11 protein-coding genes and 4 pseudogenes are annotated in these 12075 nt (G+C 61.2%); 7 read left to right on the top strand and 8 right to left on the bottom strand.

What is annotated here, in order from left to right; genetic code table 11:
* Positions 1–240: 240 nt before the first annotated feature.
* Positions 241–366: pseudogene (locus BXY39_RS20075) on the top strand (IS630 family transposase); the annotation flags it as partial.
* 514 nt (positions 367–880) lie between these two features.
* Here the strand turns inward: BXY39_RS20075 and BXY39_RS19820 are convergent.
* Positions 881–2032, bottom strand: a pseudogene (locus tag BXY39_RS19820) (serine hydrolase domain-containing protein).
* 403 nt (positions 2033–2435) lie between these two features.
* On the opposite strand from BXY39_RS19820, the pseudogene BXY39_RS20125 reads away from it, so the two are divergent.
* Both BXY39_RS20125 and BXY39_RS16255 read left to right on the top strand, forming a co-directional pair.
* Positions 2436–2644, top strand: a pseudogene (locus BXY39_RS20125) (hypothetical protein); the annotation flags it as partial.
* A gap of 134 nt (positions 2645–2778) precedes the next feature.
* The gene (locus BXY39_RS16255; RefSeq protein WP_121939961.1) at positions 2779–4308 is read left to right on the top strand and encodes a YifB family Mg chelatase-like AAA ATPase; all 1530 of its coding nucleotides are present in this window, start codon (positions 2779–2781) and stop codon (positions 4306–4308) included.
* Between the two features lie 58 nt (positions 4309–4366).
* Here BXY39_RS16255 and BXY39_RS16250 read toward each other — a convergent pair whose 3' ends face one another.
* Positions 4367–4819, bottom strand: coding sequence for an SRPBCC family protein (locus BXY39_RS16250; protein ID WP_170163899.1), 453 nt, complete (start codon positions 4817–4819; stop codon positions 4367–4369).
* Positions 4788–5144 (bottom strand): ArsR/SmtB family transcription factor, encoded by a 357-nt coding sequence (locus BXY39_RS16245; protein ID WP_121939959.1) that lies wholly within the window; start codon positions 5142–5144, stop codon positions 4788–4790. The genes BXY39_RS16250 and BXY39_RS16245 overlap by 32 nt, the downstream gene beginning before the upstream one ends.
* Positions 5145–5307: 163 nt before the next feature.
* Here BXY39_RS16245 and BXY39_RS16240 point away from each other — a divergent pair, with 163 nt between their 5' ends.
* Positions 5308–5841, top strand: coding sequence for a RidA family protein (locus tag BXY39_RS16240; RefSeq protein ID WP_121939958.1), 534 nt, complete (start codon positions 5308–5310; stop codon positions 5839–5841).
* A gap of 27 nt (positions 5842–5868) precedes the next feature.
* On the opposite strand, the gene BXY39_RS16235 is transcribed toward BXY39_RS16240, so the two are convergent.
* The 5 genes and pseudogenes from BXY39_RS16235 to hisB form a co-directional block, all read right to left on the bottom strand.
* Complete coding sequence (locus BXY39_RS16235) at positions 5869–6201, bottom strand: phosphoribosyl-ATP diphosphatase (protein WP_121939957.1); 333 nt, start codon at positions 6199–6201, stop codon at positions 5869–5871.
* A complete protein-coding gene (gene hisF, locus BXY39_RS16230) occupies positions 6198–7031 on the bottom strand; it encodes an imidazole glycerol phosphate synthase subunit HisF (RefSeq protein ID WP_121939956.1) in 834 nt (277 codons plus the stop codon). The genes BXY39_RS16235 and hisF overlap by 4 nt, the downstream gene beginning before the upstream one ends.
* 89 nt (positions 7032–7120) lie before the next feature.
* Positions 7121–7822, bottom strand: a pseudogene (gene hisA, locus BXY39_RS16225) (1-(5-phosphoribosyl)-5-[(5-phosphoribosylamino)methylideneamino]imidazole-4-carboxamide isomerase); the annotation flags it as partial.
* Between the two features lie 34 nt (positions 7823–7856).
* Positions 7857–8525 carry an imidazole glycerol phosphate synthase subunit HisH gene (hisH, locus tag BXY39_RS16220; protein WP_121939955.1) on the bottom strand — a complete coding sequence of 223 codons (669 nt, stop codon included), beginning with the start codon at positions 8523–8525 and terminating at the stop codon, positions 7857–7859.
* A gap of 60 nt (positions 8526–8585) precedes the next feature.
* Positions 8586–9203 (bottom strand): imidazoleglycerol-phosphate dehydratase HisB, encoded by a 618-nt coding sequence (gene hisB / locus BXY39_RS16215; RefSeq protein WP_281270025.1) that lies wholly within the window; start codon positions 9201–9203, stop codon positions 8586–8588.
* 208 nt (positions 9204–9411) lie between these two features.
* Between hisB and hslV the strand changes: the two genes are divergently transcribed.
* From hslV to BXY39_RS16200, 3 genes are all read left to right on the top strand, one after another.
* A complete protein-coding gene (hslV, locus tag BXY39_RS16210) occupies positions 9412–9984 on the top strand; it encodes an ATP-dependent protease subunit HslV (RefSeq protein ID WP_121939954.1) in 573 nt (190 codons plus the stop codon).
* A gap of 37 nt (positions 9985–10021) precedes the next feature.
* Positions 10022–11329, top strand: a complete 1308-nt coding sequence (gene hslU, locus BXY39_RS16205) for an ATP-dependent protease ATPase subunit HslU (protein ID WP_121939953.1) — start codon at positions 10022–10024, stop codon at positions 11327–11329.
* 132 nt (positions 11330–11461) lie between these two features.
* Positions 11462–11857 (top strand): histidine triad nucleotide-binding protein, encoded by a 396-nt coding sequence (locus BXY39_RS16200; protein ID WP_121939952.1) that lies wholly within the window; start codon positions 11462–11464, stop codon positions 11855–11857.
* Positions 11858–12075: the final 218 nt, after the last annotated feature.

Below are 12075 nucleotides of genomic sequence, written 5' to 3'. Positions count from 1 at the left end.
TGGCGATACCTAGAGCAGATTCCGATCTGGCTGAGACATTTGGGCTCCCCAATCGGAATGATTTGTGGTTCATGATTATGGCTGGTGAAGGAAGCCAGCCATCATGCTCCGAGCCTTTTCAGATGATCTTGGCACACGTACTGTGGGCGCGGTTTCCCAAGGTAAGTCCTGCCGCTTAGCGCCCCGCACCTTTGGTATTTCTGATAGCACGATGATCCGTTGGGTCGCGTAGTGGCGCAAGACGGGACGGGCGCTTCCACCAAGATGGCTAAGCTGTATGGTCGTGCGCCCAAGGCGGAGCGATGTCGGTTCCCTGTTCCTTATGGTCATTGGAAGACTAATATTTTCGTCGGTGCGCTCAGACTGTAGGGGATGACCGCTCTCATGGTGCTGGACGGTGGCACGAACCAAAGACGACCTCTGGGATGCCATCGCAAAAGCCATCGAAACCCTCAGCCAACCGAATGCGAAAATTACTTCGCTGCCGCCGACTATGACTTGGATTGACCGGAATTTGATCTCGCATTCAGCCGGATTGGCCAGACAGAGTTCAAAATTTGAACTTTCCGATGTCAGTCGGAAAATCTAATGCCGACCTGAAAAGTGCCGAAAAACAGTACATTATTTTGCACACAGTGTGGAAGTACCCGTGTGTGACTCCTAATTCTCCCAGCTGATTTTTCGACGAATTGACGCTGAGAACCACGCCTCAACACATTGTAACATACAAATTCGGCCCGGAATCCTCTGCTAGAGTACTGGGTTTTAGCCAGAAACTCTCTTGGAAAGAGCCAATTTTCGGTGAACTGGCGCTTCAAAATCCATTCTCTGAACATTTTGTGGCCTCAGGACTGCTCGCCGCCTGCAAAGGCGTCATTTCTTACCAGCCAAACAGCCCCGATAGGCCCCGAAAGATTTCATGCTGTAATGGGCCGCCGTTTTCGCCATTTGTCATCAAAACAACAGCCTCTCCTCTTGCCGGCCAGGAGCCAAGGAAGGCTTTAAAGCCTTTGTTCGACCCTCCGTGAGTGAGGCGCAATAAATCCCCCTCACCATCTACAGCAAATCCGAGACCCATGCCTTCCACATCTTCGCGCATGAGGATTTGTGCAGATGTCTGAGATAAGACGCCAGTGTCATGGCGATAAGACGCATGCAGGTTTTTCAAAAGCTTAATGAGATCGGTTGGTGTCGTCCATAAACCGGACGCTGCGAGAGTAGGATAGATATGAGTGGGCCTGAGTTTACCCTCCTCGTCGAATGCATGCGCGGCAAGTGCTTGATCCTCCCCGGCGAGCGGCTGGTCAAAGGTGCTGTTCCTCATGTCAAACGGCTTCAGGATCAGGCCTTGCATGAGTTGAGGAAACGGTATGCCGGTTACGTCCTCCATCAAGACCTGAAGGACCGTATAGGCGCCCCCAGAATAGCGCTATTCCGTCCCGGGCGCAGTTTCGACCACAACGGCCTTGGAATATTCGGGCGCCGCGCCGTTCAAAATGTCGACCGCAGTGGGTATGGTTTCATTGGGGCCGAAGCCGGGAAAACCGTGCGCATTAAATCCAGCCGTATGGGACAGAATTGCACGAATGGTCACTGGTTTTTCGTCACTGTGGGCGCCTTTTGGTAAAGCCCAGGATGTCAAATAGGTTTGAATATCCTCATCAAGGTCGAGAGCCCCCTGCTCCACCAATCGCATCACCGCCATAGCAGTAATCGGTTTGGAAAGTGAGGCTGACTGAAACAGGGACGTCGGGCCGACAGGTGTCCCCTCGCGGGCAATCCCATATTCTGCTGTCCATATACAGTCGGTATCGTGCAAAACAGCGATACTGAGACCTGGAACATCATAGTGTCCCATTCGGTCTTTTAAGTTCGCGATTTCACCGTCTTGTTCGCCAAACAAGGCTAGGCCTGCTTCAACTTGGCGAGATATTGAGTCAGATGGACACGCACCGCTCTTTTCTTCACCATAGCCGGGAGTTGAGAAAAAGAATGGTAAAATAAGAGCGCATCCCAGTACCAATCTGAACATTCAATTCTCTCCTTAGGATCAACGCCGATCAGGGCCGGTATTCATCAATGGTCGGCCTCTCAATCGGTTTGAAGCCGTTCGATTGCGAAGCGCAGAGACACGGTAATCGTGCCCGGATCGGCGCCAGCTTACGAGGAAGATTGTCGATACTCCCTGAGCACTCAGATATTTCGCGCAATTCAGAAACGCTTGCGGGAGACGGACATTCTGACGAAAGAGTCAATGTAAACGTGTGTAGCGGTATATCAATGAAACCATCCTCATACTATTTGATAATCAGAGAGTCTTTTCCGATCGATAGGAATGGTCTGGGATTCCCAAAGAGGTGACTGTCTGATTCAAGAGATGGGCTGGTTATCGAGGCCAACCCTTATGCGTAAACCTCTTTCGGATGACTTGGGAGCGAGGCTGTACCTATAAAAAAACCGCCCATGCCGCTGAACAACAACGCGCCGATGGGGCTGGACGGCGCAGCCTTATGCGGAACAGGTGCTCGCGCCGACTTTGAAGACCGGCGACATTGTCATGATGGACAACTTGCCAGGGCACAAACCAATCGCCATCCGCCACGCCATCGAAGCCCCAGGCGCCGACCCGAGCTTCCTGCCCCCTTGTCCGGTCGTACTGTCCGATCCGTATATTATTGAAGTTGTCCTTGGATTATGAGCCCGCTGGACGGCGGCGCGGACACGCCCTAGGTTTGCTCCTCAGGGCTGTATGATACACGCCGCACACGGGGAAATGCCATGGTCGCTGAAATTCGCACGGTCGCTTTTGAAGGGGTCGAGGCCCGCCCTGTCGATGTGCAGGTGCAGATCACCGGTGGACTGCCGGCCTTTACCATTGTCGGCCTGCCGGACAAGGCGGTCACGGAAGCGCGTGAGCGGGTGCGCGCGGCGCTGACGGCCATCGGTCTTGCCCTGCCGGCGGAGCGCATCACCGTCAACCTGTCGCCCGCCGATCTGCCCAAGGAAGGCAGTCATTACGACCTGCCCATTGCGCTGGGCCTACTGGTGGCCATGGGGGCGCTGGGCGAGGATATGGTGGACGGTCATATCGTCATGGGGGAGCTGGGACTGGACGCATCCGTCCGTCCCGTCGCCGGGGTGTTGCCGGCGGCCATTCGCGCGGCGGCCGAGGACCGGGGTATTATCTGCCCGGCCGAATGCGGGCCGGAAGCCGCCTGGGCCGGGAGTGCGGCTGTTGTGGCGCCGGCCGGACTGATGCCGCTGGTCAGCCATCTGCGCGGCAGTCAGGTGATCGCCCCGCCAGAGACCATGCCGGTCGCGGAGGAGGCGGACGGTCCCGACCTGGCCGAGATCAAGGGGCAGGAAAGCGCCAAACGCGCGCTGGAGGTGGCGGCGGCAGGCGGCCACAATATGCTGATGAGCGGGCCGCCGGGGGCGGGCAAATCCATGCTGGCCGCACGGTTGCCCGGTATCCTGCCGCCCCTGAGCCCGGCGGAAGCGTTGGAAGTGTCCATGATTGCCTCTGTCGCCGGGCTGCTGGACGGGGGGATGGTCCGGCGGCGCCGTCCGTTCCGCAGTCCCCACCATTCCGCCAGCCAGCCGGCCCTGATCGGCGGTGGTGCACGGGCCAAACCGGGGGAAGTGTCCCTCGCCCATCGCGGCGTGCTGTTCCTGGACGAACTGCCGGAATTTTCGCGTGCCACGCTGGAAGCCCTGCGCCAGCCGATGGAAACAGGCAAGGCCGTGATCGCCCGTGCGGCGGTGCATGTGACCTATCCGGCGCGGTTTCAACTGGTGGCGGCGATGAATCCGTGCCGCTGCGGCTATCTGGGCGATGAAACGCTGGCCTGCAACAGGGCGCCCAAATGCGCCGTGGATTATCAAGCGCGGATTTCCGGCCCGCTTTACGACCGCATCGATCTGCATGTGGATGTGCCGGCGGTGTCCGCCGCAGACCTCGGCCTGCCGCCGCCGGCCGAGACATCGGCGGACGTGGCGGCCCGGGTGCTGGCGGCCCGTGAGCGTCAGGCTGAGCGCTATAAGGATACGGATATCCGCACCAATGCGGAAGCCGACGGCGCCCTTCTGGAAAAAGCGGTCACGCCGACGGCGGCGGGTCGGGCGCTGATGCAGGACGCTGTCGGACGGCTGCGTCTGTCGGCACGGGGGTATCACCGGGTGCTGCGCGTCGCGCGTACGCTGGCGGACCTGTCCGGCAGCGACGCTGTGGGCGACGTCCATATAGCCGAGGCGCTGAGCTATCGCAGAATAAGCCCCGGGGCGGTGCCGGTTGCCGCCCTGGGGTGACAGGCCGCCCGGGTCGCGTCCCCACGTTCGGCGCCACCCGGGCCCTTTGCCGTGCCGGTCAGGTGTCGAGAAAGGCGGTCAGCCTGTCGAGACAGCCGGCCCAGCCCTCGGTGTGTTTTTCCACCGCATCCGTATCGGGCAGGCCGCTGTGGACCAGCGTCATACGGGTCTGCGGGCCGTTGTCGTCAAAGGTCAGCGTCACCTCGCTTTCGTGACCCGGAACGCCGTCGGTTTCCCATGCCCAGGAAAAAACCAGCCTGTGGTCCGGTTCGACCGCGATGAACCGGCCGACGAGGATATAGGTCCCCTCCTGCCCGCGCATGACGACGCGGAAATCATCGCCGGGCGTTGCCGTCCAGATGGCTTCATCCACGCTGACGCCGGGAGGCCCCCACCAGCGGATGAATCTGCTTTTGTCGGCAAAGGCCGCGAAGACACGGGATCGCGGCGCGCTGAACGTCCGGGTGATGACCAGATCGTCAGTCCCGGTCACGGGGTTTTGTGTGTTCATCCTGTTCCTCCTCATCCGTCAGAAAGGCATCCAGCCTGTCGAAACTGGCGTGCCAGAAACGCTCCACATCCGCGATCCAGCTTTTCAGGGGCGTCAGGGCCTGCGGGTTCAGCCGGATGATACGGGCCTGGGCCCTGACTTCCCGTTCGATCAGGGCGGCGTTTTCCAGCACTTTCAAATGCCGTGAAATTGCCGGGGCCGAAATATCGAACGGCTGGCGTAACTGGCCGACGGTGGCCGGGCCCTGTGCCAGGCGGGTAACGATGGCGAAGCGTGTCGGGTCACCCAGCGCCTGAAAGCGGTCCACAAGGGAAGCGGTCTTCATGAGATTAACCTAAATATTAATTAACTATAAAGTTAAATAAAGGATACACCCTCATCCGTCAAGGGCTTTTCCCTTGCCCCGATGTGTGGCGACGCCATACTGGCCTCTTATCCGCTGCCGGGCGTGGATCTGTGCGCGGCTATATCGGTCAAGGGAGCGAGCGATGACGAAAGGATTTCTGGCTGGAGCGTTTTTCGCCGTACTGCTTTCAGCTGTCAGTGTCCCGGTGCAAGCGGACGGTGACGGCGCGGAGGCCAGACTGAAAACCCTGGGGCTGAGCCTGCCGCCCGTGTCCAAACCGATGGCCAATTATGTCAAGGCGGTGCGGGCGGGCAATCTGGTCTTTCTGGCCGGGCATGGCGAATGCGGCCCGGAATTCACCACCGGAAAGGTGGGCCGCGACCGCACGATTGAGGATGGATATGCATCCGCCCGCAATGTGGGCCTGTGCCTGCTGGCCAGCCTGAAGGCCGAAATCGGTGACCTGGACAAGGTTACGCGGATCGTGCGTGTTGTCGGCATGGTGAATGCGACGGAGGATTTCACAGACCATCCGAAAGTGGTCAATGGCTGTTCCGACCTGTTGGTGGAGGTGTTCGGCGACAAGGGCCGTCATACCCGCGCCGCCGTGGGCATGGCATCCCTGCCGTCGAATATCACGGTGGAAATCACCATGATTGCCGAAGTGGCCGACTGACGGTTCGACAGCTGCTGTTCCCCGTCGTTACGGGGTGCGGCGGCGCTTTTCCTCAAGGCCGGAAAGGTTTTCGCGCGCGGCCAGTTCCGCCGCCACGTCGTCAAGGCCGAGATCGGCATCTTCCAAAAGCACCATCAGGTGAAACAGAAGGTCGGCGGCCTCGCCCCTGATGTCGTCCCTGTCGCCTTGCACCGCGGCGATGGCCAGTTCAACGGCCTCCTCACCGACTTTCTGCGCGATTTTCGCCGTTCCCCTGGAATACAGGCGTGCCACATAGCTTTTTTCCGGATCGGCGGTGCGCCGCTGTTTCAACAGATCGCTCAGCCGGTGCAGAACCGTCAGTGTGTCCGTATCGCTCATGCCTGTTCTCCCTGCGCTGTCTGTGCAGCACGCCGGGGGGCGGTTTCGGCATTTGGGGCCTCAAGCCGGACCGGGACGCCGGCGGCGGCCATATGGGCCTTGGCCTCACGGATGCTGTATTCACCGAAATGAAAGATGGATGCCGCCAGGACGGCACTAGCGTGACCGTCCCGTACCCCTTCCACCAGATGGTCCAGCGTGCCGACACCGCCCGAGGCAATGACGGGAACGGGAACGGCGTCGGCGATGGTCCGTGTCAGGGCGATGTCGAAGCCTTCGCGCGTGCCGTCGCGGTCCATGCTGGTCAGCAGGATTTCACCGGCGCCGAGCCTTGCGGCTTCGCGGGCGTAGGCTACGGCATCGATTCCGGTCGGCGTGCGCCCGCCATGGGTGAACACCTCCCATCTGTCCCCATTGTTGTCTGACCCGACTTTCTTGGCGTCAATGGCGACGACGATACATTGCGCCCCGAATTTTTCGCTAAGCTCGGCGATAAGCGGCGGATTTTTGACGGCGGCGGTCATCACGGACACCTTGTCGGCACCGGCCAGCAAAAGTTTGCGCACATCGTCGACCGTCCGCACCCCGCCGCCGACCGTGAGCGGCATGAAGCAGGCATCCGCCGTGCGGTTGACCACATCGAGAAGAATGTCCCGGCGTTCGTGGCTGGCGGTGATGTCGAGAAAGGTCAGCTCATCGGCGCCGGCGGCGTCATAGATCCTGGCCTGTTCCACCGGGTCGCCGGCATCGATCAGGTCGACGAAATTGACGCCCTTTACGACGCGGCCGTCCTTGACATCCAGACAGGGAATGATGCGGGCCTTCAGCATGCGGTGTCTCCCGCGTTTGTCCCGCCTTCCTGGGTTTTGTTTGGCTGAGTTTTGTCTGGCTGTGTCCTGTCTGGCTGGGCCGCCAGCGTCAAGGCGGCGGCCAGATCGAGACTGCCGTCATAAAGGGCGCGGCCGGTGATCACCCCGTCCAGCGACCCGGCATCCATCACCGCCTGAATGTCGGACAGGTCCCTGACCCCGCCGGACGCGATCACGGGGATGGAAACGGCCGTGGCCAGCGCGCTGCTGGCGGCGGCATTGACCCCGGCGCCGGTCCCGTCCCGGTCGATATCCGTATGGATAAGGGCGGCGACGCCCGCGTCCTCAAACCGTCTGGCCAGCGTTACGGTTTCAAGCTCGGACGTTTCCGCCCAGCCTTCAACCGCCACCCGGCCGCCGCGTGCATCGATGCCGACGGCGATCCGGCCGGGAAATTCCCTACAGGCCCGGTGAACCATATCGGGATTTTTCACCGCCAAAGTGCCGAGGATCAGGCGGCTGACGCCGGCTTCGAACCATGCGGCCATGGTGGCCAGGTCGCGGATGCCGCCGCCAAGCTGAACGGGAATAGTGACGGCCTTCAGAATGGCCTCGACCGCGGCACGGTTGACGGGTGCGCCCGCGAAAGCGCCGTTCAGGTCGACGATGTGCAGCCAGCGGCAGCCGCTGTCCTGAAATGCGCGGGCCTGCGCCGCCGGGTCGTCATTGAAAACGGTGGCCGCGTCCATGTCGCCCTTGTACAGACGGACGCACTGGCCGTCCTTCAGGTCGATGGCGGGATAAATGGTGATCATGTCCATGGGTCCTTTGCCCTGCCGGCGTCCGTCACGGCCGCCATTTGAGAAAGGCGGCAAGCAGGGCCTGTCCCGCCTTCTGGCTTTTTTCCGGGTGGAACTGGGTGCCGATAAAGGTATCGCGCCCGACAAGAGCGGTGACCGGCCCGCCATAGTCCGTCGTCGCCAGAAGGGCGCCGTCCTCTTCCGTCACCATATGGTAGCTGTGCACGAAATAGACATGGTCGCCGTGGTCCAGCACCCCGGCCACGGGATGGGCACGGCCGGTGTCCGTCAGTGTCAGGGCGTTCCAGCCCATATGCGGGACCTTCAGGGGCGGCTGGCCGTCGGCCGAAGCCGGGTCGATGGCATCCACATGGCCCGCCAGCCAGCCAAAACCCGGATGGGTGCCGTGTTCGCGCCCCTCGCGCGCCATCAGCTGCATGCCGACGCAAATACCGAGAAACGGACGCCCCTTCCGGTGCGCTGTGTCCTCGATGGCGTCGACCATGCCGGGAACCGCGTCCAGACCCCGGCGGCAGTCGCCAAAGGCACCGACACCGGGCAGGACAATCCGGTCGGCCCGTGCCACCGTGTCGGCATCGCCGGTCACGGTGATACGGACCGTCAATCCGCTGTCGGCGGCCGCGCGGGCCAAAGCCTTTTCCGCCGAGCGCAAATTGCCCGAGCCATAATCCACAATGGCAATCGTTTCCGCCACCTGTTCAATCCTTATCCTGATTGCGGCCTGTTGACTGCCGGCCGGACCCGCCGGCGCGACCTAAAGGCTGCCGCCAAGGGTGCCCTTGGTGCTGGGAATGGCATCGGCCTTGCGGGGGTCGATTTCAACCGCGTCGCGCAGCGACCGGGCCACGCCCTTGAAGGTGCTTTCAATCATGTGGTGGCTGTTGACGCCGTACAGATTTTCCACATGCAGGGTGATGCCGGCGGCAAAGGCGAAGGCACGGAAAAATTCCTCGAACAGTTCGGTGTCGTAGTCGCCGATTTTTTCACGCGGGAACGGCACCTTCCAGACCAGAAAAGGGCGGCCGGAAATGTCCAGCGCCACGCGGGTCAGGGTTTCGTCCATGGGCAGAAGGCAGTGCCCGTAGCGCCGGATGCCCTTCATATCGCCCAGGGCTTTTTTAAACGCCGTGCCAAGGGTGATGCCGCAGTCTTCCGTCGTATGGTGGCCGTCGATATGCAGGTCGCCCCGTGCCTTCAGCGTCAGATCGAACAGACCGTGCCGCGCCAGCTGTTCCAGCATATGGTCCAGAAAGCCGATCCCGGTCGAGACATCGTACTGGCCCGTGCCGTCCAGCGTCAGCGTGACGGCAATGTCGGTTTCCCTGGTTTTGCGCTCCACGCTTGCGGTGCGCACGTCGGCGTCTTCTGCCATTGGTCTTCTCCGGCTCGAAATTGCGTGCCTTCATGTAGCACCTGACCCGGCGAAACGCCAGCCTGTCCGCCGGCCTGTCTCGGGGGCGTTCTTGGGAGCCGTCCGCGTATCGTCCGGCCCCGCTGGATATCCCACGTCTTGTATCCATGGGACCGGCTGCATATATCGGGGCCAAGACCTGACACGCCAATCAAGGATTCCATGTCTTATGAGCGAGAACAACGCCGGCTTTCCCGGCTGGCACGCCACAACCATTTGCGCGGTGAAGAAGGACGGCAAGACCGTCATCGCCGGTGACGGCCAGGTGTCCGTGGGCGAAACGGTGATGAAGGCGTCGGCCCGCAAGGTGCGGCGTCTGGGCGGCGGCACGGTACTGGCCGGTTTTGCCGGGGCCACGGCCGATGCCTTTACCCTGTTTGAACGGCTGGAAGCCAAGCTGGAACGCCACCCGGGCCAGTTGGCGCGCGCGGCGGTGGAACTGGCCAAGGACTGGCGGACGGACAAATATCTGCGCCAGTTGCAGGCGATGATGATCGTTGCCGACAAAACCGCCTTGCTGGTTGTGACCGGGACGGGCGACGTGCTGGAACCGGACGGCGGCGTGACCGCCATCGGGTCCGGCGGCAACTATGCGCTTGCCGCGGCGCGCGCCCTGTACGACCAGCCGCTCAGCGCCGAGGATATCGCCCTTAAGGCCATGTCCATTGCCGCCGATATCTGCATTTACACCAATGACAATTTTGTCGTCGATCAGATCGACAGCGACACCGGCGACGCGTGACCCCTGAGCGTTATCGCCGGCCGTTCCGGAGTTTTTTATGACCAGTTTTTCCCCGCGTGAGATCGTCTCGGAGCTTGACCGTTTCATCATCGGCCAGAAGGACGCCAAGCGTGCCGTTGCCGTGGCGCTCAGAAACCGCTGGCGCCGTCAGCAGCTTGACGGCGGCCTGCGTGAAGAGGTGCTGCCGAAAAATATCCTGATGATCGGCCCCACCGGTGTCGGCAAGACGGAAATTTCACGCCGCCTGGCCAAACTGGCCGAGGCCCCCTTCATCAAGGTGGAGGCGACCAAATTCACCGAAGTGGGTTATGTGGGCCGTGACGTGGAGCAGATTGTCCGCGATCTGGTGGAAACCGCGCTTTTGATCGTGCGGGAGAAAAAGCGTAAGGAAGTGGCGGCGAAGGCCGAACTTCAGGCCGAGGAGCGGGTTCTGGCCGCCCTGGTCGGTGACGGGGCCAGCGACGCCACCAAACAGAAATTCCGCAAGATGCTGCGCGAAGGCGATCTGGCCGACCGCGAGATCGAACTGGAAATCGCCGAGACGTCCAACCCGTTTCCCCAGTTCGATCTGCCGGGCATGCCGGGCGCCAGTGTCGGCATGATCAATCTCGGCGATATGATGGGCAAGGCGTTCGGCGAGCGGCAGGTGAAGAAAACCATGACCGTGGCGGACGCTTACGAGGTTCTAATGGGCGAGGAGGCCGACAAGCTGGTCGATGAGGAATCCGTCACCCGCGAGGCGTTGGACCGCGTGGAAAACCACGGCATCGTTTTTATCGACGAAATCGACAAAATCTGCGCGCGTCAGGATGTGCGCGGCGGCGATGTCAGCCGCGAGGGCGTGCAGCGCGATCTGTTGCCCCTGATCGAGGGGACGACCGTTTCCACAAAGCACGGCGCGGTGAAGACGGACCATATTCTTTTCATCGCGTCCGGGGCCTTTCATCTGGCCAAGCCCGCCGACCTGCTGCCGGAATTGCAGGGCCGCCTGCCCATCCGGGTTGAGCTCGACCCGTTGACGGAGGGGGATTTCCGACGGATTTTGACGGAGCCCGACTATAATCTGATCCGCCAGTACACGGCGCTGATGGAAACGGAAAAGGTCACGCTGGCGGTGACGGACGACGGCATTGACGAAATCGCCCGCCTGTCCGCCCATTTCAACGAAACGGTTGAAAATATCGGTGCGCGGCGCCTGCACACCATCCTGGAAAAGGTGCTGGAGGACATCAGCTTCACCGCCAGCGACCAGCCGGAGACCACAGTCACGGTGAATGCGGATTATGTACGCACGCATGTGGGTGACATGGCGAAAACCGACGATTTGGCCAAATTCATCCTGTAGGGTGCACGGCTATCGCGTTCACGGGCGGGCCCGGTTTTCCCCGGCAGGCATGGCCGGGTTGGTTTTTGCGGTCAGCTGGCCTTATGGTGGCGTCGGTCACTGTTTTCAACGCTGAAAAGGACGGACACCGCCATGGGTCAGGACACCGCCGAAGCCGGCACGCCCGCGTACGACGACGGCAATATCTTTGCCAGAATCCTGCGCGGGGAGTTGCCCTGCAACAAAGTGTATGAGGACGATCACGCGCTGGCCTTTCACGACATCAATCCCCAGGCGCCGGTGCATGTTCTTGTCATTCCCAAGGGGCCTTATGTGTCCATGGCGGATTTCACCGCCCATGCGCCGGCGGATCTGATCGCCGGATTTTTCCGTGCCGTGGGCACGGTGGCGGCGCAACTGGACTTGGTTGCGCCCGGATACCGCATTCTGGCCAATGCGGGGGACCACGCCCATCAGGAAGTGCCCCACCTGCATATCCATATTTTCGGCGGCCGGCCCTTGGGGCCGATGCTGACGTCTTTTGGCTGAGGGCGTTTCTCAGGGCGCCACTGTCCTGCGCCCTCCGCACGGCTGACCCGTCCGGTTTTGTGGACCGGTTTTCTGGCCTGACTGCTTTTCCAGCCGGTCTGTTCTTCCAGTCGGCTTGTTTGTCTAGGTTGTGGGCTCATAATTTCTGAGCCAAAGGCGTGTTGAAGCGATTGCGATTGCGGCGAGGAAATTTCTTGCGAGCTTGTCGAAGCGGGTTG

The sequence above is a fragment of the Eilatimonas milleporae genome (assembly GCF_003688555.1).
Taxonomy (GTDB): Bacteria; Pseudomonadota; Alphaproteobacteria; order Sphingomonadales; family Kordiimonadaceae; genus Eilatimonas; species Eilatimonas milleporae.
The sequence above is the reverse complement of the archived record's forward strand: the minus strand, read 5'-3'. Positions and strand labels throughout refer to the sequence as shown.